At 69.6% G+C, this 25,151-nt stretch carries 22 protein-coding genes; 7 read left to right on the top strand and 15 right to left on the bottom strand.

Features of this window, described 5'->3' with window-relative positions; translation table 11 throughout:
- Positions 1-5: 5 nt before the first annotated feature.
- The 3 genes from CQ045_RS14575 to CQ045_RS14565 all read right to left on the bottom strand — a co-directional run bounded on the left by CQ045_RS14575 (position 6) and on the right by CQ045_RS14565 (position 4,004).
- Positions 6-653 (bottom strand): nucleotide exchange factor GrpE, encoded by a 648-nt coding sequence (locus CQ045_RS14575; protein ID WP_105724946.1) that lies wholly within the window; start codon positions 651-653, stop codon positions 6-8.
- Between the two features lie 2 nt (positions 654-655).
- On the bottom strand, positions 656-2,521 hold the full coding sequence (gene dnaK, locus CQ045_RS14570; protein WP_105724944.1) for a molecular chaperone DnaK: 1,866 nt from the start codon (positions 2,519-2,521) through the stop codon (positions 656-658).
- A 184-nt stretch (positions 2,522-2,705) separates the two neighbouring features.
- Positions 2,706-4,004, bottom strand: coding sequence for an HNH endonuclease signature motif containing protein (locus CQ045_RS14565; protein WP_105724942.1), 1,299 nt, complete (start codon positions 4,002-4,004; stop codon positions 2,706-2,708).
- Between the two features lie 184 nt (positions 4,005-4,188).
- On the opposite strand from CQ045_RS14565, the gene CQ045_RS14560 reads away from it, so the two are divergent.
- The 3 genes from CQ045_RS14560 (at position 4,189) to CQ045_RS14550 (ending at position 6,814) form a co-directional block, all read left to right on the top strand.
- Positions 4,189-4,989 carry a MerR family transcriptional regulator gene (locus tag CQ045_RS14560; protein WP_105724940.1) on the top strand — a complete coding sequence of 267 codons (801 nt, stop codon included), beginning with the start codon at positions 4,189-4,191 and terminating at the stop codon, positions 4,987-4,989.
- 161 nt (positions 4,990-5,150) lie between these two features.
- Entirely contained in the window at positions 5,151-6,101 is a 951-nt protein-coding gene (locus tag CQ045_RS14555; RefSeq protein WP_105724939.1) for an NAD(P)/FAD-dependent oxidoreductase, read from the top strand.
- Positions 6,102-6,142: 41 nt separating this feature from the next.
- A complete protein-coding gene (locus CQ045_RS14550) occupies positions 6,143-6,814 on the top strand; it encodes a hypothetical protein (protein ID WP_105724937.1) in 672 nt (223 codons plus the stop codon).
- Positions 6,815-6,873: 59 nt separating this feature from the next.
- On the opposite strand, the gene CQ045_RS14545 is transcribed toward CQ045_RS14550, so the two are convergent.
- A complete protein-coding gene (locus tag CQ045_RS14545) occupies positions 6,874-7,335 on the bottom strand; it encodes a DUF3817 domain-containing protein (protein ID WP_105724935.1) in 462 nt (153 codons plus the stop codon).
- 153 nt (positions 7,336-7,488) lie between these two features.
- On the opposite strand from CQ045_RS14545, the gene CQ045_RS14540 reads away from it, so the two are divergent.
- Entirely contained in the window at positions 7,489-8,406 is a 918-nt protein-coding gene (locus CQ045_RS14540; RefSeq protein ID WP_105724933.1) for a helix-turn-helix domain-containing protein, read from the top strand.
- A gap of 34 nt (positions 8,407-8,440) precedes the next feature.
- On the opposite strand, the gene CQ045_RS14535 is transcribed toward CQ045_RS14540, so the two are convergent.
- Positions 8,441-9,637 carry an MFS transporter gene (locus CQ045_RS14535; RefSeq protein WP_105724931.1) on the bottom strand — a complete coding sequence of 399 codons (1,197 nt, stop codon included), beginning with the start codon at positions 9,635-9,637 and terminating at the stop codon, positions 8,441-8,443.
- A 117-nt stretch (positions 9,638-9,754) separates the two neighbouring features.
- Between CQ045_RS14535 and CQ045_RS14530 the strand changes: the two genes are divergently transcribed.
- Positions 9,755-10,873, top strand: a complete 1,119-nt coding sequence (locus tag CQ045_RS14530) for a hypothetical protein (protein ID WP_146115254.1) — start codon at positions 9,755-9,757, stop codon at positions 10,871-10,873.
- Positions 10,874-10,888: 15 nt separating this feature from the next.
- Here CQ045_RS14530 and speB read toward each other — a convergent pair whose 3' ends face one another.
- From speB to CQ045_RS14510, 4 genes are read right to left on the bottom strand one after another with little or no spacing between them, the layout of a single operon-like run.
- On the bottom strand, positions 10,889-11,836 hold the full coding sequence (speB, locus tag CQ045_RS14525) for an agmatinase (RefSeq protein ID WP_105724927.1): 948 nt from the start codon (positions 11,834-11,836) through the stop codon (positions 10,889-10,891).
- Positions 11,837-11,884: 48 nt separating this feature from the next.
- Complete coding sequence (locus CQ045_RS14520) at positions 11,885-13,501, bottom strand: thiamine pyrophosphate-binding protein (protein ID WP_105724925.1); 1,617 nt, start codon at positions 13,499-13,501, stop codon at positions 11,885-11,887.
- 10 nt (positions 13,502-13,511) lie between these two features.
- On the bottom strand, positions 13,512-15,179 hold the full coding sequence (locus tag CQ045_RS14515; RefSeq protein WP_105724923.1) for an amidohydrolase: 1,668 nt from the start codon (positions 15,177-15,179) through the stop codon (positions 13,512-13,514).
- Positions 15,176-16,513: an MFS transporter gene (locus CQ045_RS14510; protein WP_105724921.1), complete on the bottom strand. Its 1,338-nt coding sequence runs from the start codon at positions 16,511-16,513 to the stop codon at positions 15,176-15,178. The genes CQ045_RS14515 and CQ045_RS14510 overlap by 4 nt, the downstream gene beginning before the upstream one ends.
- Before the next feature lie 210 nt (positions 16,514-16,723).
- Between CQ045_RS14510 and CQ045_RS14505 the strand changes: the two genes are divergently transcribed.
- Positions 16,724-17,632: an Lrp/AsnC family transcriptional regulator gene (locus CQ045_RS14505; RefSeq protein ID WP_258131080.1), complete on the top strand. Its 909-nt coding sequence runs from the start codon at positions 16,724-16,726 to the stop codon at positions 17,630-17,632.
- A 63-nt stretch (positions 17,633-17,695) separates the two neighbouring features.
- On the opposite strand, the gene CQ045_RS14500 is transcribed toward CQ045_RS14505, so the two are convergent.
- Complete coding sequence (locus tag CQ045_RS14500; RefSeq protein WP_105724917.1) at positions 17,696-18,817, bottom strand: sugar-binding protein; 1,122 nt, start codon at positions 18,815-18,817, stop codon at positions 17,696-17,698.
- A 29-nt stretch (positions 18,818-18,846) separates the two neighbouring features.
- Positions 18,847-19,980: a nucleoside hydrolase gene (locus tag CQ045_RS14495; protein WP_105724915.1), complete on the bottom strand. Its 1,134-nt coding sequence runs from the start codon at positions 19,978-19,980 to the stop codon at positions 18,847-18,849.
- A gap of 78 nt (positions 19,981-20,058) precedes the next feature.
- Here CQ045_RS14495 and CQ045_RS14490 point away from each other — a divergent pair, with 78 nt between their 5' ends.
- Complete coding sequence (locus CQ045_RS14490; RefSeq protein WP_181156583.1) at positions 20,059-21,090, top strand: LacI family DNA-binding transcriptional regulator; 1,032 nt, start codon at positions 20,059-20,061, stop codon at positions 21,088-21,090.
- A 6-nt stretch (positions 21,091-21,096) separates the two neighbouring features.
- Here the strand turns inward: CQ045_RS14490 and CQ045_RS14485 are convergent, their stop codons facing one another.
- From CQ045_RS14485 to CQ045_RS14470, 4 genes are read right to left on the bottom strand one after another with little or no spacing between them, the layout of a single operon-like run.
- The gene (locus CQ045_RS14485) at positions 21,097-22,008 is read right to left on the bottom strand and encodes a ribokinase (RefSeq protein ID WP_105724910.1); all 912 of its coding nucleotides are present in this window, start codon (positions 22,006-22,008) and stop codon (positions 21,097-21,099) included.
- Complete coding sequence (locus tag CQ045_RS14480; RefSeq protein ID WP_105724908.1) at positions 22,005-22,841, bottom strand: carbohydrate ABC transporter permease; 837 nt, start codon at positions 22,839-22,841, stop codon at positions 22,005-22,007. The genes CQ045_RS14485 and CQ045_RS14480 overlap by 4 nt, the downstream gene beginning before the upstream one ends.
- Positions 22,838-23,791, bottom strand: coding sequence for a carbohydrate ABC transporter permease (locus CQ045_RS14475; RefSeq protein WP_105724906.1), 954 nt, complete (start codon positions 23,789-23,791; stop codon positions 22,838-22,840). Before CQ045_RS14475 ends, CQ045_RS14480 begins: the two co-directional genes overlap by 4 nt.
- Before the next feature lie 43 nt (positions 23,792-23,834).
- Positions 23,835-25,133 carry a sugar ABC transporter substrate-binding protein gene (locus tag CQ045_RS14470; RefSeq protein WP_181156582.1) on the bottom strand — a complete coding sequence of 433 codons (1,299 nt, stop codon included), beginning with the start codon at positions 25,131-25,133 and terminating at the stop codon, positions 23,835-23,837.
- Positions 25,134-25,151: the final 18 nt, after the last annotated feature.

The following is a 25,151-nucleotide window of genomic DNA, read 5'->3' as shown; positions in this document are numbered from 1 at the left end:
ATCACCTACTCCGCAGGGACAGCGACGACGACCTTCGCGGGACGCAGCTCGACATCGCCGAGGCGGTAACCCACCTCGACGACCTCGAGGATCGTGGTCTTCTCCGCGCCCGGGGTGGGCTGCTGGAAGATGGCCTCGTGGCGCTGCGGGTCGAACTCCTCGCCCTTCTCGCCGTACGCGACCACTCCGAGGCGCTCCACCACCGTGCGCACCTTGTCGGCGATCACGGCGAACGGCGTGCCGTCGACGAGGTCGCCGTGCTGAGCGGCGCGGTCGAGGTCATCGAGCACGGGGACCAGACCCTTGGCGGCCTCGCCCTTCGCCCGCTCGATCTCGACCTGGCGCTGCTCTTCCGTGCGGCGACGGTAGTTGGCGTACTCGGCCTGAAGGCGCTTGAGGTCGTTCAGCAGCGTGGACTCGAGGTCGGCGAGCACGGCGTCTTCCGCCGCGGCCTCGCCGGTCTGCGTGGCTCCGAGGATGTCGTCGACCGTCAGGTCGTCGGGCGCGCCGTCGACCGGGGTCTCGTCCGACCCCTCGGCGGCTGCCGCCTCAGTGGAATCCGGGTTGCCGAAATCCGGCTGGGGGCCGGACGCGTTCACGTCCGACCCCTCTTCCGGAACTCCGGCGTTGTCGTCGAAGTTCTTGTCCGTCATGATTACTTCTTCTCGTCCTCGTCGTCGACGACCTCGGCGTCGATGACATCTTCCTCGGAGGAGGAGGAATCACCGGCCGGAGCGTCGCCCTCGGGTGCGGCGCCGGGAGCGGCATCCGCCTGGGACTGCGCGTAGATGGCCTCGCCGAGCTTGCCCTGCGACTGGTTCAGCTTCTCGAACGCGGTCTTCACGGCCTCGTCGTCTTCGCCTGCCAGCGCCGTCTTGAGCGCGTCGACGTCGGCCTTGACCTCGGTCTTCACGTCTTCGGGCAGCTTGTCGTCGTTCTCGGTGATCAGCTTGTCGATCGAGTACGCGAGCGTCTCGGCCTGGTTGCGGACCTCGGCGGCCTCACGGCGCGCCTTGTCCTCAGCCGCGTGCTCCTCGGCCTCGCGCACCATGCGCTCGATGTCTTCCTTCGACAGCGAAGAACCGCCGGAGATGACGATCGACTTCTCGGTGCCGGTGCCCTTGTCCTTGGCGGACACGTGCACGATGCCGTTGGCGTCGATGTCGAAGGTGACCTCGATCTGCGGGATGCCGCGAGGGGCCGGGGCGATACCCGTCAGCTCGAACGTGCCGAGCGGCTTGTTGTCGCGCGTGAAGTCACGCTCGCCCTGGAAGACCTGGATCGCGACGGACGGCTGGTTGTCGTCTGCCGTGGTGAAGGTCTCGCTGCGCTTGGTCGGGATGGCCGTGTTGCGCTCGATGAGCTTGGTCATCATGCCGCCCTTGGTCTCGATACCGAGGCTCAGGGGGGTGACGTCGATGAGGAGGACGTCCTTGCGCTCGCCCTTGAGGACACCGGCCTGGAGGGCCGCGCCGACGGCGACGACCTCATCCGGGTTGACGCCCTTGTTCGCGTCCTTGCCGGTCTCGCGCTTGACGAGCTCGGCGACCGCGGGCATACGCGTCGATCCACCGACGAGCACGATGTGGTCGATCTCGGACACCTTGATGCCGGCTTCGCGGATGACGTCCTCGAACGGCTTCTTGGTGCGGTCGAGCAGGTCCTTCGTCAGGTCCTCGAACTTCGCGCGGGTGATGGTCTCGGACAGCGACACCGGTCCGGACTCGGTCAGCGACAGGTACGGCAGGTTGATGCTGGTCGAGGTCGAGGAGGAGAGCTCCTTCTTGGCCTGCTCCGCGGCCTCCTTGAGACGCTGCAGGGCGATCTTGTCACCCGAGACGTCGACGCCCGTGGTCTCCTTGAACTGCTTGATCAGGTAGTCGACGAGACGCTGGTCCCAGTCGTCTCCACCGAGACGGTTGTCACCGGCGGTCGCACGCACCTGGATCGTGGAGAAGTCGTCGTCCTTGCCCACCTCGAGGAGCGAGACGTCGAACGTTCCGCCACCCAGGTCGAAGACCAGGATGAGCTCGTCTTCCTTGCCCTTGTCGAGGCCGTAGGCCAGAGCGGCCGCGGTCGGCTCGTTGATGATGCGCAGGACGTTGAGGCCCGCGATCTCGCCAGCCTCCTTGGTGGCCTGACGCTCGGCGTCGTTGAAGTACGCGGGGACGGTGATGACCGCGTCGGTCACGGTGTCGCCCAGGTACGACTCGGCGTCGCGCTTGAGCTTCATGAGGATGCGCGCGGAGATCTCCTGCGGCGTCCACTTCTTGCCGTCGACGTCGAAGGTCCAGTCGGTGCCCATGTGGCGCTTGACGGAAGCGATCGTCCGGTCGACGTTGGTGACGGCCTGGCGCTTCGCGGTCTCACCGACGAGCACCTCCCCGTCTTTGGTGAAGGCCACGACCGAAGGGGTCGTGCGGAAGCCCTCGGCGTTGGCGATGACCTTGGGCTCGCCGCCCTCGAGGACGCTGACGACGGAGTTGGTGGTTCCGAGGTCGATACCGACAGCACGTGCCATGTGTTCTCTCCTTTGTTGGAAGTTTCGTTCTGGTGGGGAAATCTGCGGCGACCAGAGAAACCTGAGTCGCTATGGCTCAACTGTACTCCGCCCCCTCGGACCTGTCAAATGAACTTGATAGGAGGTGGCTCAACTTTGCGGATCTGCACCCCGGTGCTCCCGGCGCTCCTTCGCGGACTCCGGCTCAGAAGGGTGCGGGCGCACAGTCTTCGACGAACGTGACGGTGTTCTGAGGCTGCGGTCGGTCGATGTAGACCCTGCCCGTCGGGCTCGTCCAGACATAGGCGCCGCCACCCAGGGGCTCGACCGCCCACGGCGAGTGGTGCTTGAGCATGTGATGGCGTCGACACAGATGACCGAGATTCGATTCAGTCGTGGGGCCCCCGAGCGCGGCATCGTGATGATGGTCGATGTCGCAGTCGGTGGACGCGTACCCGCAGGCGGGGAATCGGCAGCGTTGGTCCCTGGCCCTCAGATGCCGTTTCAGCTCCGACCCCGGGCGATAGCGGTCGACGGCGAGGAGCGCTCCGCTGATCGGGTGAGTGAGGATGCGATCCCAGCCGGATGCCGCGTCGGCGAACCCGCGGGCGGTGGCCGGGTCGATCGGGGTGCGGCCGTTCAGCTCGGCCGCGGTCGCGTCGAGCCCCATCAGCGTGGTGACGGGAACGGTGACCGACACCGAGCCACGAATGGCTCCGAGGAGCCCACCCGGCACGTCGTGTCCGGCCGGAGCGCCCGTGAGGAGCAGATCGAGGGCGAGGTCGGCGCGGAGGTGCGCGATGGTGCGCGGGTCCGGCTCCCGCGATGCGAGCTCAGGAGAGGCGAGCTCCCGGGAATCCGACTCCTGCACAGCCGTGGACATCTGCGTCAGTCGCTCGAAGACGCCGTGGACGAGCGCCGACGGACCGAGCAGCCCGAGCTGCGTCATCCCGTCACCGAGGTCTCTCATCCACACGGATCTCTTCTCCCGTGCGTCGCGGTGGCGCTCGGTGATCGGCCGCGACGGGAACCGCTCGGCCACCCGCCGCGCCATCCGGCCGACCCGCGCCGGGGCTTCCGTCTCGGCGAAGACGATCATCTGCGTCGCATAGGCATCGCGGATCGCGGCATCGTCGAGGTGTTCGCCCGCTTCACAGACGGCGCGGGCGTGCGCGGCGCTGATGAGACCGGAGCCCTGCGCTTCCCACACCAGCGGGAAGCGCTCCACGACCCAGGCCGCATCCGCCATGCGGCGCTGCACCGTCCGATCACTCACGCGCAGCGCCGTGGCGAACTCTGCGGCCACGGTGCGCGCCGACATCTCCCCGTGGTCGGGATGCTCCGCCTGCTCGGCGACCTCGAGCGCGAGCCGCGATCCGACCGCCAGGATGCCGTCGCGCGCAGCCTGCAGACGGCTGATCGTTCGCTCGACCTCGACGAGCATGTCCGTGAGCGCAGAGAGCGCATCGATCTGCTCGATCGTCGCATCCGCCAGTGCTGCCATGCCTTCAGTGAATCAGTGACCACCGACATTCAAAGCCCCAGATCAGCACGGAAAAGCAATATCTCGGAACGTCGCACGACGCGATGCGATTCCCCGTCCGCCGCACACCCCCGCCGCACCCGAAGCGCACCCGCCCCTCCGCGATACTTGACTCTGACACTGTGGCAGGCGGGAGAACTGAGACATGTTGTCCATCGGAGCGTTCGCGCAGATCGGTCAGGTGACCCACCGCATGCTGCGGCACTGGGACACCGCCGGGCTGCTCGTGCCCGCGCACGTGAACGAGTTCAGCGGCTACCGCTCGTACGACCCCTCCCAGCTGGAGAGACTGCATCGGATCGTCGCCCTGCGCCAGCTGGGCTTCGGACTCGATGACATCTCGGCGATCCTCGAAAGCGGGGTCGACGCGGATCGCATCGCCGCGCTGCTGCGGATCCGCCGCGCCGAGGTCGAGCTCGAGCACCGGGTCGCCGCCGCGAGACTCGTCGACGTGGAACGGCGCCTCCACCTCATCGAGAAAGAGAAGCACATGTCCGACATCGAGATCATCGAGAAGCCCCTTCCCGCCGTCCGCCTCGCAGCCGTCCGCAGGGTCGTCGCCGATCAGCCCGCAGTCGCCGGCGTCGTCGGCCCCGCCTTCGACGCCGTCGCGGAGATCATCGGCGACACCCACTCCCTGGCCACCCCGATCGCCGAGTACGAGACGCTCGACGACGGACTGCAGGTCATCGTCGGCTACGCCTACACCGGGCCGGCGGCAGACGGGTTCGAGATCATCGAGCTCCCCGCAGCGGAGGAGGCGGTGTGCGGCATCCACCTCGGCTCGATGGAGCACATCGCCGAGAGCTGGCAGGCGATCCACGGGGAGATCTTCGCCCGCGGCCTGGTGCACGACGGCCCCTGCCGGGAGCTCTATGTGCGCGCGGTCTCGGAGGACCAGTCCGACTGGGTCACCGAGCTGCAGCAGCCGGTGCGACGCGGCTGAGCAGGATCCGCCCGTGTCGCGGACGGCATCGCGCGCGACACGGCTCTCGCCCGGGCGAACGATGGCAGGATGGGAGTAAGGCGAGCCTTACCGGGTCGCCCGGCGGTGTCGCCTCGGCAGACGCCGCGCGATGAACCGCCCTTCTCGGAAGGACGACGCGGATGACGACACCGGCGACACGCCTGACCGGGAGCGCCGATCACGACGTGCTCATCATCGGCGGAGGACCCGCCGGCCTCTCGGCGGCACTCAACCTCGGCCGCTCGCTCGCACGGGTGCTCGTGATCGACGCCGACCGGCCGCGCAACGCGGCGACGCTGCGCTCGCACGGATTCCTCACGCGCGACGGCGTCCCTCCCCAGGAGCTTCGGCGCCTGGCCAGGGAGGAGCTGACGACCTATCCGAACGTCGAGGTGCGCACCCGGATGCGGGTCACCGCGCTGCGTGCGACCGCGACCGGCTTCGCCGCGGAGATCGGGCGGCGGGACTCGGAGGAGACGGTGACGGCCGGAGCGGTGCTGCTGGCGAACGGACTGCGCGAGACGCTCCCCGCAGTGCCGAACCTGCGCGGCTACTACGGCATGAGCCTGTTCAGCTGCGCCGCCTGCGACGCGTGGGAGCTGCAGGGCCGCCGCCTCGCCCTCATCGGCGAGACGTCCGACCTCGCCGATCGAGCACGCCTCATCGGCCGCTGGACCGAGAGTCTCACCGTCTTCACCCACGGCGCCGACGTCGTGACCGCGACGGAGGAGGCCGAGCTCGCCGCTGCCGGGATCGCCGTGCAGCGGCATCCGATCGTCGAGCTCGTGGGCGACCGCGGCCGCCTCGAGGCCATCCGTCTCGCCGACGGAACCCTGGTCGAGCTCGACGGCGGGTTCGTCCGCCCGGAGTGGGAGAGCACGCTGTCGTTCCTCGACGGCATCGCGCCGACGCTCGACGAGGCAGGCCACCTGATCACCGACCGCTCGGGCCGCACCGACTTCCGCGGGCTCTACGCGGCCGGCGACGCCGCCGCGCCCGGACCTCAGCAGCTGATCGTCGCCGCGGGTGCCGGCGCGCGCGTCGCCGCGGTCATCGTGCACGATGCGATCGGCGTCGCGACCGCGCACTGATCCCCTCTCCCTTGCACCGAGCCACGGCTAAGCTGACCGGCATGACGCCCACCACGTCCGTCCCTCGCCCCCTGCTCCGTCTCACCGCCGCGGCGGTGGTGGCCGTCGCGGTGCTGCCGCTGGCCGGATGCCTGTACTCCCAGATCCCTGCCGCCGGGCCGTCGGAGAGCGCGACGACCGAGCCCGAGTCCACGGATGCGCCGGTCGACGAGCTCGCCGGATCGACGCTGACCTTCGCCGAAGGGCTCGACCTGCCGAGCACCGCCTACATCGAGTGGGGCGACGGCCTCCTCACCGACGACACGTGGGAGACGATCTCGCCGGACGACGGGAACGGCGGGTGGACCTACGGCACCGTCGACGGGACCTGCACCGCGCAGTTCTGGCAGGGACTCATCTCGGACGTGCCGGTCGTGGCCGACGACGACAGCGCCTCCTCCGATGCCATCCTCGGCGTGCTGCTGCAGACCCCGACCGCCGAGATCACCCCGCTCGCGAACACCGGAGAGTTCAGCTACCTCGTCGGCGGCACCGGGGGCGTCGAGAACCGCTGGGTCGCCGGGGAGGACGGAGACCGCTCCTGGATCATGGCCGCACGGGCGTTCACCCGCACCGGTGTCGGCCTCTACGTGATCGTCGACTGCACCGGCGCTGATCCGGAAGCGACGATGGATGCCGTCAACGAGGCGAACGCGATCGTCGTCACACCCTGACTTCTGCGAGCTCGAAGCCCTGGGGACTCAGACCTCGGGGGCTCAGACCCCGCGCGGATTCACTTGCCGCCGGGAGGGCCGACCAGCAGCAGGATGACGTAGAGCGCGACGATGCCGACCGCGAGCAGAGCCGCGAGCACCCACGGGCGCCGCAGGAACCAGCGCATGAGCCGGTCGTACCAGCGGCGATCGCGGGGATCGTCGCTCACCTCGAGTCGCCAGGCGCCGTCGAGCCGCCCGGTGCGGTGCAGCCAGATCTCGGTCGGGATCGTGGCGTACGGGACCACCGCGCTCGCGACCGCGAGCGCTCCGACCCCGAGGTGCCAGCGCTGGTTCAGCGCGACCAGGATCGCCGTCGCGGCGTATGCCAGGAAGACGAAGCCGTGGATGCCACCGCCCACGGTCACCACGACCCCGGGCGCACCGACGGCGCGGGCGATGATCGCGGCGATCAGGATCGTCCAGGTGATCGCCTCCGCGATCGCGAGAACTCGGAACAGGCGGTCGGGGGTGCGGAACACGGGTCTCCTCGGGTGGGGTCCTCCCACCGTATCCGGCGGTCATCCTCTTCGAATCAACCGAATGGTTGAGAACGTCAGGACGATGCGACCCGTTTCGCGCCTCGAAGAAGTCGGCTGCGGAATAGCAGGCCCCGCGGCGGCGTTGCCGAAGGCATGGTGACAGTGGACGCGGACGCGATCTCGCAGGTGCTCGGCACCGTCGATCTGCGCGTCGGCGTCGGTCGGCGGGTGCCGCTGGCATCCGGCGCCCTGCTGCCGATCCCCACCGGCACCATCACCCTCGTATACGTCGCCGAGGGCAGCGTGCACGGGCATCCTCCGCTCGGCGACGGGTGCCGCCTCGACGTGGATCCCGAGTCGCGCCGCATCACGGTCGACCCGCCCCTCCGTCGCGACCTGCTCGTGGCCGGAGACGCGTTCCTGACGCTCGGCGGCTCGCCCTTCGCCCTCGAGGCCGAGGACGCTGCGAGCCTCATGATCGCCGACATCGAGCTCGCCGACGAGACATCGCCGTTGCGCGCGCTGCTGCCGCCGTTCCTCACCGTCACCGGTTTCGACGCCCTGGAGCCCGCTGCGGCGGCCCTCGCCGTGAACATGGGCGTGGTCGATCCGGCCGCCTTCCCGGTGCGTCAGGGCGACCCGGTGATCTGCCGCATGATGGCGAAGACCGTGCTGCTCTCGGTCATCCGCGCCTGGGCGGACAACGGCTGCGCTCCCGCCGGCTGGCCCTCGCTGTCGAACGACCCGTTCCTGGACCGCGTCGTCGACGCCATCCACGAGGAGCCGGGCCGCGACTGGACGGTGGACCGCCTCGCCGGCATCAGCGCCATGTCGCGGTCGACCTTCGCGGAGCGGTTCCGCAGCGCGGTCGGCCGCTCTCCCGCGGACTACGTCACCGAGGTGCGTGTGGACGCGGCGAAGCGGATGCTGGATGCCGGGCGAAGCGTGTCGGAGATCTCGCGCGAGCTGGGCTATGCCTCGGACGAGGGGTTCAGCCGGGCGTTCCGTCGTCGCACCGGCATGACGCCGTCGTCGTGGCGGATGGCCCACCGCACGCCCGTCTCCGCCTGACGAGCGACGCCCGACGAGCGCCGCCCGACCCGCGTCAGGCTCGGCTGCTGAGGCGGTTCGAGGCGCCGAAGAGCACTGCACCGGCGAGCAGCGCGATCGCGCCGATCGCGTAGACCAGCTCGACGTTCAGCGTGTCGACGAGCAGTCCGCCGATGCCCGCCGCGAGCGTGATGGCACCCTGGAACCCGACGACGACGAGGCTGCCACCGGCCTCGAGTCGATCCGGCATCCGGTGCCCGACCCAGGTGTTCGCGACGATCAGCCAGGACGAGAAGAAGAAGCCCCACACCAGCACCACGATGCCGACGCCCAGGATCGATCCGGAGAACAGGATAATCGAGATCACCGAGACGGCGATCACCAAGGGCGCGAACACGGCGAAGAAGGCGAACGTGCGGTCGATGACGAGCCCGATCGTGATGTTGCCGAGGAGGCCGCCGACGCCGAACAGGGCGAGCAGCACCACGATCGTCGAGGCATCGACGTCGGGGATGCGCTCCAGCGCGAGGCGTACGTAGGTGTAGGCGAGGAAGTGCCCGAGCACCACGAGCACGTGCCCGATCATGCCCAGCCCGATGCCCGGGCGACGCAGCGTGTCGACGAGCAGCCGCAGGCTCGACGCCCGCTCGGCCGGCACCGACGGCAGCGTGAACCGCAGGACGACCGCGAGCACCACCATCAGCGCACCCGCGATGGCGAAGACCATCCGCCAGTCGACGAGCTCGCTCAACATCACACCCAGGGGCACACCCGCGACCGTCGCCAGCGAGACTCCGGCGGAGGTGAACATGACGCCGCGGCCGAGGTTCTCAGGCCCCGCGAGGCGGGCGGCGACCGTGATCGACATCGCCCAGAACGCGCTGATCGCAGCGCCCAGGAGGAAGCGCGCCAGCAGCACGATGATCAGGTTCGGCGCGATCGCCACGATGAGGTTCGATACCGCGGCGGCGAGGGCCATCCACACCAGCAGCGACCGACGGTCGAGCCTCGGGAAGATGAGTCCGACCGTCGGCGCGACGACGAGTCCGACCAGTGCCGTCACCGTCACGGTCTGCCCGGCCTGACCGGGAGTGACCCCGAGCCCGTCGGCCATCTCGGTGAGCACGCCGTTGGGCAGGAACTCGGCGGTGACCAGCAGGAAGCCCATCAGCATCAGCACGATCAGCCCGCCGTACCGGATGCGGGTGGCAGCGGTGGGCGGCACGGTCGGGACGGGCGCTGTGGTGGTCATGGTTCCACGGTCGCAGCATCCGGATGCCGCCGCCCGACCGGTCGTCCGCGCGATCCGACCATTCGTCCGACGGCACGGGCACACCGATCTCCCAGCCGGAGCTTGCAGAGTGTGGACATGCATCATCGGGGAGGGGCACGGCGGCGGATGCTGCGCGGCGCCGCGGTCATCGCAGCGATCATGTTCGTCTCCGGGTGCACGCCGCCCGCGCCGGGACCCGACGACTGGGCCCTGGAGCCGATCTCGTTCCAGACCTCCTTCGTCGGCTCCGGACCGCAGGCCACGCCGGCCGGTCCGCCGACCGACCTGACTTACGGGATGCACGTGCTGTCGGCCGATGGGGCGGGCGGGTTCTGGACCGCGTCCTCCGGGTCGTGGCTGCACGTCGGGGCCGATGGCGAGACGCTCGCCAGCTTCGCCACCGAGACCGGCGACCCGCTCTCGCTGATCGGGGCGATGGCGCCGCTGTCGCCGACCGAGCTCGTCGTGGTGCAGGGCGACCGGGCACACGTGATGCCGATGCTCTCGGTGGTCGACACCACGACCATGACGGTGCGAGATCTGCCGGGCGACGCCGTGGGCGACGAGGGCGCTCTCGACTTCGGGGACTTCGAGTTCGGCGACGTCGCCGTGCACGAGGGCGACGCGATCGTGGTGCGCTACCAGCCACGCCCTCCCGAGGACTACCTCGACTACGAGGTGCTGCGCGTCGACCTCGACAGCGGCGCGCGGACCGTCCTGCACAGCGGCCCGGTCGAAGTCGACGACGCTCCGAGCGCTCGACCCGGTGTCCCGCCGATCAGCATCGACGTCGACGATGCGGGGCGCATGTATCTCGCGACCCCGACCGCACGGATCGTGCTCGCGGCCGACGGCACGGAGCTGAGCCGCGAGCCGCAGGTCGCGAACCATCCGCTCGTCGCCGTCGCGCCCGACGGAACGGCACTGTGGTGGGGCGGAGAGCCGGAGCAGAGCGACGTGCAGGGCGTGGTCGTCGGCGGCTCCTCCGAAGCGCGAGAAGCGATCGAGCCCCGCCTGCACTGCGCCGAGACCTCGGGTGACGTCGTCCTCCGCCGCAGCGACGCCCTCCGCCTCAGCGACTCGGGCGGACAGCATCCGTTGCCCTTCCTGTGCGGAGCGAACGCCGCCGCGTGGACGGGCGGGTCCTGGGTGGTCGCGACCGGCGGCGAGGGTGACGGCGTGGTGATTCGGCTCACGCCGCCCGCCGGGACCTGAGGCGCGCCGGGTGGATCAGGCGGCGAGGCGGGCGGCCAGCAGCGTCACGAGCTCGTAGACCACGTGACTCGCGGCGATGCCGGTCATCTGCGCGTGGTCGTAGGCGGGCGACACCTCGACCACGTCGGCGCCGACGATGTTCTGCGAGGTCAGGGCACGCAGGATGCGCAGCAGCTCGCGGCTCGTCAGGCCGCCGGCCTCGGGGGTGCCGGTGCCGGGCGCGTGGGCGGGGTCGAGCACGTCGATGTCGATCGAGACGTACAGCGGCTTGTCCCCGATGCGCTGCAGGATGCGGGCGATGCCGGCCTCGACCCCGTGCTCCTCGATGTACTCGCTCGACACGATCGAGAAGCCCAGACGCTCGTCGTCTTCGAGATCCTGCTTCGAGTACAGGGGTCCACGGGTGCCGACGTGGCAGCTCGCGGTGAGGTCGATCAGGCCCTCTTCGCTCGCGCGGCGGAAGGGGGTGCCGTGCGTGATGGGAGCCCCGAAGTAGGTGTCCCACGTGTCGAGGTGGGCGTCGAAGTGCAGCACCGCGACCGGGCCGTGCTTCGCCGCCACCGCCCGCAGCAGCGGCAGAGCCACCGTGTGATCGCCGCCGATCGTGACGATGCGCTGCACCTGCTCGCCGAGGGCCAGCGCCGCACGCTCGACCTCGGTCACGGCCTCGGTCAGGTCGAACGGGTTGACAGGGATGTCACCGGCATCCACCACCTGCGCGATCGCGAACGGGGACACGTCCTGCGCGGGGTTGTACGGCCGCAGCAGGCGTGACGACTCGCGCACGTGCGACGGACCGAACCGCGTGCCCGGCCGGTAGCTCACGCCGGAGTCGAAGGGGATGCCGACGACGGCGATGTCGGCGCGCGGCACGTCTTCGATCCGCGGCAGCCGCGCGAAGGTCGCGATGCCGGAGTAGCGGGGGTTCACGGACGCATCGACGGGTCCCACGTTCTCGGTCATTGCTCGTTCCTGTTCGTCGGGGAGAGGGTTCATCTCGGAGTGCGGAGGTCAGAGGGCGTGCTGCGGGATGTGCACCAGCTGCACTCCCCCGTCGGCGATCGCGGCGCGGATGCTCGACGCGATGTCGTCGCGTCGCTCGACGCGCCGTCCACTCGCGCCGAAGGCCGTGGCGAGCGCGGCCCAGTCCGGCTGCACCAGGTCGACGCCGACCGGCGTCATGCCGCGGTCGACCTCGTTCTGACGGATCTCGGCGTAGCCGCCGTTGTCGACGCATACGACCGTGACGTCCAGGCGCTGCTCGACCGCGGTCACGAGCTCGTTCACGCAGAACATCAGGGCGCCGTCGCCGATCACGGTCACGACCGGGTGCTCGGTCTGCGCGACCCGTGCACCGATCGCGGCGGGGAGGCCGTAGCCGAGGGTCGCGTAGGTGGGCGTGTACAACAGGGAGTGGGGATGCTCGGATCGCAGCACGCTGCCCAGAGCCATGTACACGATCTGGGACGAGTCGCCCGCGACGATCGCATCGTCGGGCAGAGCTTCGGCGATGATCTCGGCCAGGGCCACCGTCTCGGGTGCGGTCTCCCGCATCTCGGCGTCGATCGCGGCACGTTCGGCGGACAGGTCGCGCGGCGGGCGGGCCTCGGCGGGGACCGCGGTCAGCAGCGCCTCCAGCACGGCGGCCGCGTCACCCGTGAGGCCCACGGTCGCGGCGAGGTTCTTGTCGCGCTGCGTGGGCGAGATGTCGATGCGGATCACGGTTCCGCGCGCCTCGAGTCGCGGCGCCCACAGCTCGGCCTCGCCCAGCTTCGACCCGACCACGAGGAGCACGTCCGCGTCTTCCGCGATCGCGCGGGCGGCGGCGAGCCGCAGGTTCGAGCCGAGGGAGAGCGGGTGATGCTCGTCGACCACGCCCTTGCCGTTCAGGGTGGTCAGCACCGGGGCTCCGAGGCGCTCGGCGAGAATGGTGACCTCGTGCGCGGCATCCACCGCTCCCCCGCCGGCGACGATCACCGGGGTGGTCGCGGCGGCCAGCAGCCGTGCCGCCTCGGCGAGCGCAGCCGGCTCACCGGAGACCCGCGGAGGGACCGGACGCGGCTGCCGCGCCTCGGCGGGGACGTCGGCCGGAGCCTCCAGCACGTCGAGGGGGATCTCGATGTGCACGGGGCGAGGGCGACCGGTGCGGAACAGGGCGAACGCGTCATGGACGGCTTCGACCGCCTCGGCCGCGCTGGTCACCCGGCGCGACCACTCGGCGATGGCGCCGACCATGGCCGTGGCATCCTTCGTCTCGTGCAGCGTGCCCACATCGGCGAACTCCGCACCGAGCGGCACTCCCGGGGAGAGGACGATGAGCGGCCGCGACTCGCAGAACGCCGTGCCGATCGCGCTCATGGCGTTCTGCAGTCCGGGGCCGGACGTCGTGATGACGACGCCGGGGAGGCCGGTCTGCTGCGCCCAGCCGTCGGCGCCGTAGCCGGAGCCCTGCTCGTGGCGGTTCGTCACCGCGCGGATGCCGAGGTCGGCGAGCGGCCGGTACAGCTCGAGGTTGTGGGTGCCGGGGATGCCGAAGATCGCGGTCACACCGTAGGCGCGGATCGTCTCCAGCACGGCCCGTCCGGCGGTATCGGCGTACTGCTCGGCGGGCGTGGTCTCGGGGCTCATCGAATCATCCTCACACCCGGTGACGGCGCACGCCGTCGACCCAGGTCTCGCGCACCGTGATCGCCGAGATCTCCTCGGCGGGAACAGCCAGCGGGTCGCCGGACAGCACCGCGAAGTCGGCGTACTTGCCGACCTCGAGCGAGCCCAGGTCGTCTTCGCGGCCGATCGACACCGCGCCCTCGATCGTGTGGGCGCGGAGGGCTGCCAGTGCCGAGACGCGCAGGTCGTCGGGGCCGAGCTTGTGGCCTCGGCGGGTGACGCGGGTGACCGCGGTCTGGATGGCCTCGAGCGGGATCGGCTCGGCGACCGGAGCATCCGACGAGATCGTGAACGGCACGCCGGCACGCTCGAACTCGCCCAGCGGATTGAAGCGCTCGCCCGGGGTGCCGATGGCCTCTTCCACGCCCTCGCCCCAGTTGAAGTAGTGCTGGGTCTGGTTGACCGGACGGATGCCGGACACGGCCATCCGCTCGATCTGCTCGGGCGTCGGCAGGCCGCAGTGCTCGATGCGGTGGCGGGCGTCGGCATCCGGATGCTCGGCGAGCGCTGCCTCGATCGCCGACACGACCATCTCGATCGCCGTCGGCGACTGCGCGTGCGTGGCGGTCTGGAGTCCTGCGGCGTGGGCCTTGCTGATGAGCCCGGCGTACTCGGCGGGCTCGTGGTAGAGCTGACCGGTGCGGCAGGGGTCGCCCACGTAGCCGTCGGGGAAGTACGCGGTCCAGCCGCCGAGGGTGCCGTCGGCGTAGAACTTGATGCCCGCGAAGCTCAGGTGCGCGTTGCCGAACTGGCCGACGAGACCCATCTCGAGCGCCTCGTCGAGCAGGTGCGAGAGCAGGTACATCGACACGCGCAGCTCGAGGCGCCCGGCCTCGGCGAGGCGCAGGTACATGTCGAACTCGCGCCGTGTGACCTGAGCGTCGCCGATCGAGGTGACGCCGCCGGCGAGGAAGCGCTGGGTCGCGGCGTCCAGCTGGCGCAGGTGCTCCTCCGGCTCGTCGGCGAGGTGGAAGTTCGGACCGTGGTGGCCGATCTTCACGCCGTGCACGCCGGTGAGGATGTTGCACGCGGCATCCGACAGCTCGCCCGTCAGCTCGCCGTCCGCATCGCGGAAGAACTCGCCGCCGTCGGGGTTCGGGGTGTCGCGGTCGACGCCGTTGACGGTGAGGGTGTGGGAGTTCACGACCCCGCCGTGACCCGACGCGTTCATGAGGTACACCTCGCGGTCGGCCGCGACCTCGTCGAGTTCGAAGCGGGTGGGATGCCGCTTCTCGGCCAGGTTGCGCTGCTCGTAGCCGTAGCCGCGCACCGGGCGCCCCTCGGGGAGGTCGGCGGCCGCCGCCTTCAGCAGGGCCACGATCTCGGGGATGCTGCCCGCCTTCTCCGGCCCGCAGTCGACCCAGCTCATCATCTGCCCGAACATGAGCGGATGCGCGTGGGCGTCGACGAAGCCGGGGACCACGACCGCGTCTCCGAGGTCGATGCGCTCCGGGGAGAGCCCACCCCGCTCGGCCGCCGCCTCGCACTCGGCGGGGGTGCCGATGGCGAGGATCCGCCCGCGCTCGGTCAGCATCGCCGTGGCCGTCGTGGCCGCGGCATCCGCCGTGTGGATCGCGTGCGCGGTCAGCAGGACGGGTGCCGTCTGGGCCGAGCGGTCGAAGGGGGTGAGCTTTCTCATGGCAGCCTGTTCGCGGTCGTGTCGGTGCGGGCGGTGAAGGACGCGGTGACCGGAGCCTCGTCGGAGTGCTGCGGCGCGAGGCGCGTGCAGATGCCGGCGATCACGGCCATCCCGATGAACATCGCGATGACGGCCCAGATGCTGCCCGTCCAGGCGATGAGCTGCGTCGCGAACCAGGGCGAGAATCCGGCCCAGATCGCGGCACCCACGCCGTAGGACAGCGCGATCGAGGTGTAGCGGGCCTGCGGGCGGAACATCTGCGAGAGCAGTGCGGCGATCGGGGCATACGTCGCACTCATCGCGATGCGCACCAGCGAGGCGAACAGGAAGATGAGCGGTTCGACGCGTCCCGGCAGGATCAGCAGGAACGGCACGAACGTGAGCACCGAGGTGATCAGGCCGATGTACATGACGTTCTTTCGACCCCACTTGTCGCCCAGCCAGGCGACCGGGAGCGTCACCACGAACTCGACGAACGAGGCGATCGTCATGGCGTCGAGGATGACCTGCTCGCTGATCGCGACCGTGTCGCCGGTGGCGTACGCCGTGGCGAAGGTGGTGGCCAGGTAGTAGCCGCCGGTCGAGATCGGGAGGATGCCGATGCCGAGGAGGATCGGACGCCAGTTGGTGCGCAGCGCGAAGGCCAGCGGCATCGACTGCTTGCGGCCCTCGATCTTCGCCTCGAAGACCGGGGACTCCTCGACGCGGTAGCGCACCCAGAAGCCGACGCCGACCAGCACGATCGACAGCAGGAACGGGATGCGCCATCCGCCGTTCATGATGAAGTCGTCGCCCATGCGGGTCATGATCGCGAAGATGCCGGAGGCCAGCAGGGCACCGGCCGGGTTGCCCAGCTGCGTGAAGCCGCCGTAGAACGTCTTGGACTTCTCGGGGGCGTGCTCGACGCTCATGAGCACCGCGCCGCCCCACTCGCCGCCGACGGCGAGGCCCTGCACCGCGCGGAGCAGGATCAGGAGGATCGGGGCCAGGATGCCGATGTTCTCGTAGGTCGGCAGGCAGCCGACGAGCACTGTGGCCGCGCCCATCATCAGCAGGGTGATGACGAGCGACACCCGGCGTCCGAGCTTGTCGCCGATGTGGCCGAAGATGATGCCGCCGAGGGGGCGGACGAGGAAGGCGACCGCGAAGGTCGCGAAGGCCGCTGCGGTCTCGGCCAGCCGGTCGCCGCTCGGGAAGAACAGCGGACCGAAGACGAGCGCCGCGGCGGTCGCGTAGACGTAGAAGTCGTACCACTCGATGGTGGTGCCGACGAAGGCGGCGATACCGGCACGTCGTGCCCGGCTGTGGGTGCCGCGGGTGGGGGTGGTGGTCATGGGGGTGCCCGCTCCTTTGCGGAAGATGTCGGATAGCGAAGGATGCTACGGACGTGCGGGGCCGTCAGCAAGGGCAGAACTCCAGCGAGAACGAGGATTCACTGGACATCTGATCGCGCGAGCGTGCATTGCGTGCCTTCCCGGCGGCGAACAGCCCGCTTACACTGAACATGCGCGCGCCGAAGCGTGCGATCGCGGGAAACTGAGGAAATGGGCGGAACCATGGATTTCGACGCTGAGCTGATCCGCGCGCTGCAGGAGGACGGGCGCGCCAGCATCCTCTCCCTCGCCCAGCGACTCGGGCAGTCGCGGGCCGCTGTCGCCGCCCGACTGCGCACCATGCTCGCCGACCGCACGGTGCGGGTCGTCGCTGCGGTCGACCCCGTGTTCCTCGGGCAGCACGTGCTCGCCCACGTCTCGATCCGCACCGACGGCACCGTCGAGCTCGTCGCCGAGCACCTTCGCGACATGAGCGAGACCGTGCTGGTGTCGGCGGTCGGCGGCGCGCACGACGTGGTCACCGAGGTGCGCGTCGGTTCGATGTCGGAACTGCACGACCTGCTCGCCCTGATCCGCGCGATCGACGGCGTGCTCGACATCAGCACGATCATCTACTCCACCGTGATCAAGGGATTCTTCGTCTCGGAGTATCACGGCGGCGTCACCCTCGACACGATCGACGAGGCGCTGATCGAGCGCCTCCAGGCCGATGGCCGCGAGAGCTTCCGTGCGCTGGGCGAGGAGGTGCGCCTGTCCCCCTCCGCCGTCGCCACCAGGGTGCAGCGGCTGATCGACGCCGGGGTCATCAAGATCAGCGCGGTCGAGGCGCGTGGCCTCGCGCACCGGCAGCTGTCGATGGGGGTCGGCATGACCCTCGGCGACGACGACGAGGCCGTGATCGACGAGCTGCGGCGTGGGCGCGGGGTGGACTTCGCCGCGCGCACGCTCGGTCGGTTCGATGCCGTGGCCACGCTGGTCGAGCCCTCGGCCGGCGCGCTGTACGCCAGCCTCGAGCGACTGCGCGCGCTGCCCGGAGTGACGCGCATCGAAGCCTGGCTGCACCTCGCGGTGCTCAAGGAGGACTACGCCCGCACGCTCCGGCCGCTGCGCACGGACTGAGCGCAGCATCCCCTGCACTCCCTCCCGTCGGCGGCAAGGAGGTACAGGGGATGCTTCGCGAGATCAGCGCTCTCCGGTGATCGACCAGAGGTCGTAGGAATAGAGCGAGTCGCAGGTGGCCTGGCTCCAGTCCTGGTCATCCACGGTCGGCAGGCTCGAGCACGAGCTCGTGAACACGACCTCCGGCGCGTCCGGCGATGCCAGAGTCCCGGTCCACGTGCGCACCAGCCCCGCGTTGTGCACCCGGTCGAATCCGGTCAGCTCCTCGTCGATGTCGCCGGACGGCGTCCACGTGCCCGCTCCGCGCAAGAAGTCTTTGAGCGGCATCCGATCCACCTGCACCGAGGGGCCGATCCACCAGGGGTTGTCGTTCGGGTACGGGTGCTGCTCGCGCACGACGACGATCTCCTTCCGCGCGGCGTCGAGGGCCATGTCGAAGCCGTTGAGATAGTCCGGGTCGCCGTCGGCGCCGGTCAGCCCGGCGATGGAGATCTGGCGCTCCGGCGCGACGCGCATCCGATCCGGCTTCGACAGATCGATCGTGGTGACGTAGGCGCGCGTCGAGGTGTCTCCCCGCGTGTAGCCCAGCAGGATTCGGCCGGATTCGGCGGACAGCGAGACTGCCGTCGGCTGCCCCACACCCCAGCTCGTGCCGTCGGGGGTGGTGATCACGGGATCGGGATACTTGACCCAGGGCCCGTCCGGCGTCACCGCGAATGCGACGCCGATCTGGTTGTGCGCGCTGGCGTCGACGTCATTCCCGAGGTAGAACATCGCGTACCGGTAGCGCGTACCGGCGTAGTCGAATCGGCCCTTCACCACGCTCGGGTCGCACGTGTGGAAGCTGTCCCAGGCCGGGGCCGGCGACGCCTGGAGCACGGAGGCCGTGCTGACGACCGATCCCGCCACGCGCTTGGTCAGGTAGATGTGATCCTCGATCACACGGAACTCGTCGTTGTGGCAGGTCCAGATCCATTCGGTGTCACCGTCGCGCACCACCGACGGCGCGTACGCGTAGTACCCGTCGGCCGGCGCGTACACCGATTCGACCGTGCCGGGATCCCAGTCGATACCGCCGGGCACGTCGGCTGCAGCCTGCGTCTGCACCGCGAGCGCCGCCACCACGACGGCCGCCGCTGCTCCCGCCCCCGCCATCGTCCATCGTCTCTTCCGTCCGAGCATCATCGCTCCTCTCCTCCGGGCACAGCGCCCGATCAGTGGTTCAACGGCCCCGCGTAGGTGCGGGGCTGCGGGTCGCGCAGGGTTCCCGTGGTCGACCCCTGCCACCCGGGCGGGACGAATCCGCAGTACAACGCCGGCAGCGCCTCCTGGAGAGCGCGCTCGTACTGCTCGGGATCGTCTCGCCGGAAGACGCGCACCCCGTCGTCGGCGACCACGTCGGTCTCGAACGTGTACAGCCCGGTCTCGTGCGTGCGCGCTCGCGCGGGGACGAGCTCGTTCGCGATCACCTCGTCGTCGGCGACGACGTCTGCGGCGTCGATGATCCGGTGCGTGCCGTCGGCGCGACGCACCAGCGCGGATCCGGAGACGATCATCCAGGCGGCGGTCTCCCATACCGCGTGCCGACGCTCGTACACCCGGCGTGCCACCGCGGGCGAGGGATCCTCATCGAGGGCGCGGAGGAAGTCGATCCGCGTCTCGCCGCCGAGCCCGTACAGGAGATAGCGGCGGAGGGCGGGATGCATCTGCTCGATCCAGGCGAGATCCTCGAGCCACCACACCGTGTTGTGGGCGTCGAGCGTGTAGCAGTCGACATCCGAAGCGCACGGATACAGCGCGAGAGGGAGCCCGGAGTCGACCACCCGGCGGGCGGCGATCGGATCGAGGTAGATGTTCCATTCGAGGTAGTCGAGAGTCGTCGACCCGGCTGACAGGTGCACCGCCGCGACCTTCTCCCGCATCAGCTCCGGGTCGCGGTTGAAAGCCACGGCGATCGGTCGCGCCGACCCGAACGACATGATGTGCACGGGTTCGCTCGACGTCCGCAGCACTTCGAGGAGCAGCTCCGGCCCCTGCTGCTGGAACCCCGGCACATCGCGCATCTCGTCATCGAGGCAGCGCATGCGGGCGAACGGCGAGATCCCCCACGGCACGCGCGTCCCGAAGAGCGCGTTGAGCTGCGCAACCGGGACCACGCCGGGGTCTCGGGGACCCGGATAGCCGATCACCCCTTCGCGCACGGACTCGCGCTTCTCGATGGAGACGTCGAGTATCACGGCGCGCAGGTCGACCCGTTCCGAGGCGAAGGGGAACAACAGATCGAAGTTGTCACCCGGGTCCTCCGGGGGCAGGTAGAGGTCGGTCACGACGACGACAGGGGTGGGCATGGCGTTAATCTACTCGAATAGACTCGCAGAACGAAGACATACTTGACTCGGGCAGTCCACCCGGAGAGGAAGCACCCCGTGCCGAAGCAGGATGCGCAAGAGCAGCCCAAGAGGGCGGCGACCCGCACGGATGTCGCCCGCCTCGCCGAAGTCAGCACGGCGGTCGTGAGCTACGTCGTCAACAACGGACCGCGCCCGGTCGCGGCATCGACGAGGACGCGGGTGCTCGCGGCCATGGAGGAGCTCGACTACCGACCGAACGCCGTCGCCCGAGCCCTGCGCATGCGCAGCGCACAGGCGGTCGGACTCGTGGTGCCCGATGTGAGCAACACGTACTTCGGCGCTCTCGCCCGGGAGTTGTCGGTACAGGCTTTCACCGCCGGCTACGCACTCCTGCTCGGCGACGCCGACAACGACATCGACCGCGAGCGCGCCCAGGTCGAGTCCCTCGTCAGCCACCAGATCGACGGCCTCGTGATCGTGAGCCTCGATCCGGCATCCGTCGCCGAGACGGGCACGACACCGACCGTGTTCCTCGACCAGCGCTCACGCCCCGGCCAGCTGTCCGTCATCGTCGACGACCGGGGCGGTGCGGCGCAGGCCGTCTCGCATCTGATCGGTCACGGGCGCACGCGCATCGCCCTGCTCAGCGGTCCCGTCGGTGCGCCCGGCGTCTCCGAGCGTGAGCAGGGCTGGCGGCAGGAGCTCGAGACCGCCGGGCTCCCGACCGGCGACGACCTGATCGCACGAAGCGAGTTCTCGCGCGCGGGCGGCTTCGAGGCGGGTCAGGATCTGCTCTCGCGCGCGCAGCGGCCGGACGCCGTGTTCGTGACCTCCGACGTGCAGGCGCTCGGGCTTCTGGCCGCGGCCCGACGGCGCGGAGTGGAGGTGCCCCGAGATCTCGCCGTGGTCTCCTTCGACGGCACCGAGGACGCCCTCTTCAGCGACCCGCCGCTGACGGCGATCGAGCAGCCGATCCACCGCATCGCCGAGGCCGCCCTCAGCGCCGTGCTGGAGAAGGGGCTGGAGCACTCGCCGCTGACGATCCCGGTCGAGCTCGTCGTGCGGGACTCGTGCGGCTGCGAGAGCACCGACGCCGAGAGTCGGTAGCCCGCGTCACCCCGCCTGCGTCCCGATCCATGCGCGCAGCTCCTCCGCGGTGGGATACGACGACTGGGTGCCCTCGCGGGTCGCGGCGAACGCCCCGACCCGGACCGCATGCTCCGCCGCCTCGGTGAGCGTGCGACCCGCGGCGAGCCTCTCGACCAGCGCCCCGAGGAACGCGTCGCCGCAACCGCTGGTGTCCACCGCCGCGACGGAGACCGCGGCCACCGACGTCACCGTACGGCGCTCGACCACCACGGCGCCTCGCGCTCCTCGCGTCACGACCACCGCCGTCGCCTGGAGTTCGGGAGGGACCTCCGGCGTGATCGCCGCGCCGTCGGAGGCGTCGTCGAGCACTCCGCCCAGCAGTGCGAACTCGTGTTCGTTGACGACCAGCACCTGCGGATGGGGCATCCCAACGGGCAGCGGACGATACGGCGAGGGATTGTGCACGACGATCGCTCCCGCAGCAGCGGCGTGCTCGGCCGCGGCGACCGCGACCGCATCCGTCAGCTCGTTCCCCGTCACCACCACGTCGGCGTCCGCAAGGTCGTCGCGCACGTGCTGCGGGTCGACCGACGCGTTGGCGCCGCCGTCCACGACGATCATGTTCTCGGCGGAGCGGTCGACCACGATGGTCGCCTGACCGGTCGCCCCCGGCACCAGACGCACGGTGGAGACGTCGACTCCCGCCTCGCGGGCGGCGGCGGTGAGCATCCGGCCGGCGGCATCGTCTCCCACGGCTCCGACGAGTGCCACGCGCGCACCGAGGAGCGCGGCGGCGACGGCCTGGTTCGCCCCCTTTCCTCCGGGCGAGCACAGAGCGGGCGCGGAATGCACGGTCTCCCCCGGCGCGGGCAGCCGATCGACGCGCAGGGTGCTGTCGAGATTGAGCGAGCCGACGACGACGATCCTTCCCGTCATCCCTTCAGCCCCGTGGTCGAGAGCGACTCGGTGTACTGCTTCTGGAAGAACAGCAGCAGCACCATCGGGATGACGCTCAGCACGAACGACCCGGCGAGGATCTGCCCCAGATCGACCGTGAAGGCGGTGCTGAGGTTCGCGAGCACGATCGGTGCGAGCTGACGCTCGGGCGAGGTGCCGATCAGCAGCGGCCACAGGTACGCCTGCCATTGCGAGAGGAACAGCATCATTCCCGCGCCGATCAGAGCGGGCTTCGACAGTGGCAGCACGATCCGCCACAGGGTGCCGAACCGGCCGAGTCCGTCGACCTCGGCCGCGTCGATGAGCTCGCCGGGCACCCCCATGAAGAACTGCCGCAGCACGAAGATCGCGAAGCCGTTCGCCAGCGCCGGCAGCACCAGACCCGCATACGAGTCGCTGAGACCCCAGCCCTGGAACAGCGACGACAGCGGGATCGCGATGGCATCGAACGGGATCATCGCGACCACGATGATGAAGCTGAAGATGATCCCCCGTCCGCGGAACTCCATGGTGGCGAGAGCGTACGCGGCGGGGATGGCGATCGCGAGACCGACGAGGATCGTCAACGCGGCCACGAGGAAGCTGTTGAACAGACCCAGCAGGAACGCGCCGGATCCGAGCGCCGAGTAGTTCGTGAAGTCACCGCCGATCGGGATGAAGGCCAGCCACGACAGCGGGGCCATGTTCTCGACGTAGCTGTTGCCCGGTCGCATCGACGAGGCGAACACCCACCACAACGGGAGGAAGACCGAGACGGCGACCAGCGCCGCTGCCGTGGTGAGCAGGATGGTGGCTCCGCGCCGACGCCTCATGAGCGGTCCTCCTTCAGGAGCCGGAACTGGACCAGCACGATGACCGAGAGGATCAGCATGAGAACGACCACCTCCGCCTGCCCCACTCCCATGTCGCCGAGCAGGTAGGCACGGTTGTAGATGTCGTACATGATCAGGTTCGTCGAGCCGTTCGGCCCGCCCTTCGTGAGGATCTGCACGGGCGCGAAGAGCAGGAACGACCCGACCGTGCAGGCGATCAGGACGAATGCCATCGGCCGCTTGAGCAGCGGGAGGGTGATGGCGAAGAGCCGCCGCCACCAGCCGGCACCGTCGAGCGCGGCTGCTTCATAGAGGGATCCGGGGATGTCCTTGAGACCCGCGATGATGAAGATCATCCAGTAGCCGAGCGCACCCCAGGTCACCATGATGCCGATCGAGAACGCCGCCTGGTTGGCCGAGGTCAGGAACGGCTGGGCGGGGAGGCCGACCGCTTCCAGCAGACCGTTGACCAGACCGTCCGGCTGGAGCGCGGTGCTCCAGATCAGCGCGACGACGGCTCCGGGCACGGCGGCCGGGACGAAGATCATCGAACGCCACAATCCCACCAGCGGGATGTTCTGCACGAGCAGCAGCGCCAGTGCGGTCGAGACGATCACGATCACCGGGTTGAGCACGAGGTTGAAGACGAGCGTCACCACGAGCACGGAGTGGAAGTTGGGATCGCCGAACAGGTAGATGTAGTTCGCGAGCCCGTCGAAAGTGGTCTCACCGGTGGCCAGGGACACGTGCTGGAAGCTGAGTCCAACCGCGCTGACCAACGGCACCACGCGCATCATCACGAGCGTGACGAGCGCCGGCGCGAGCATGGCCAACGCGATGAGGGTGATGCGCCGGGCTTTGCGGCGGCGGAGCGGACGGAGGTCGCCGCCCGCAGCGACCGGGGCCGGGGCCCCGATCGCTGCGGAACGGTCTGCACGGGTCTTTGTCATGTCACTTCACGGTCTGTGGCGGGTCATGCCACGTCGGGGCGGGTCACTTGAGGCGGGCGATCTGCGCTTCGATGTCTTTGTCCGCCTGAGCCGCCCGCTCTGCGGGATCGGATCCGTTGCGGATGTCGGAGAACATCTGGTTCGCCCCCGGCTCGAAGACGCTGTAACCGACGACTCCGGGACGGTGCACGGCGTTGTTCTCGAGCTGATACTGCATGATCGCCCCGAAGTTCGCGGTCGCGTCTCCGCCGACCGCGCTCATGCTCTCGGCGTAGGCGGCGTACGCTTCCTTGTTCGTCGGCGCGATGCCGGCGACCTCGGCCGATTCGGCATTGCCCTTCGGATCGATCGTGAGGTACTCGAGGAACTCCCTCGCTGCCTCTTCCTTGGCGGACTTCGCCGAGATCGCCACGGACCAGGAGTCGGTGGAGGTCGCGGCCTCGCCGCCCTCGAAGTAGGGGGCGGGGGCGACACCGTAGGCGATGTCACCGGCCTCCGCGACGCTCACTCCCCATGGGCCGGAGATGATGAACCCGGCTTTGCCGGTCTGGAATAGAGCGCCGTTCTTGTCGTTCGTGATGCCGCGGGGAGACAGGCCGTCCTCGAACAGGTCGTGGTACCAGGTCAGCGCCTTCTGCCATCCGTCGTTGGAGAAGTCGACATCACCGTCGGCATCGATGCCGTCACCGCCACCTGCCGAGGCGCCCACCATCTGCAGCTGGTAGTACGAGTCCCACTGGTCGAAGAGGAACGGATACTCAGCGGCTCCGGCATCCTTGATCTTCTGCGCGGCGGCGGTGAGTTCCTCGTACGTCCACGGCTGCTCGGGATCGTCGCTGGGCAGCTCGACGCCGGCCGCAGCGAGGATGTCGGGGTTGTAGTAGAGGAACTGCGACGTCGTCCAGGTCTCGAGCGCGTAGAGCTTGCCGTCGGCTTCCCGCGCGGTGACCATGTCCTCGCTGACGGCGGCGGCGACGGCGTCGTCCTTGAGGTCGGAGATGTCGGCGAGGAACCCGCGGTTCGCCCAGTCGAGCACCGCACCACCGGCATCGACGACCATGAGGTCGATGTCGCCGCCACCGCTCGTCATGCGCTGGTTGATGGTGCTGGTGTACTGCGCATACGGGATGTTGAGCTGCTTGACGGTGATGTTCGGGTGCGACTTCTCGAACGCCTTGATCACGACGGCCCAGGTCTCGGCCGGATCGGCGTTGGCGAAGGTCAGCGTGACTTTCTCGTCGCCGCCGGAACCGGCGTCGGACGGCGCGCAGGCGGCGAGGCCGACGGTGCCCATCGTCAGCGCCGCGGCGAAGGCGCCGAAACGGAGTGCTGTGGTCTTCATGGTGTTCTCCTCATTGAG

This window comes from Microbacterium sp. MYb66 (assembly GCF_002979435.1).
Lineage (GTDB): Bacteria > Actinomycetota > Actinomycetes > Actinomycetales > Microbacteriaceae > Microbacterium.
This window is presented reverse-complemented; position numbering and strand designations above follow the sequence as displayed.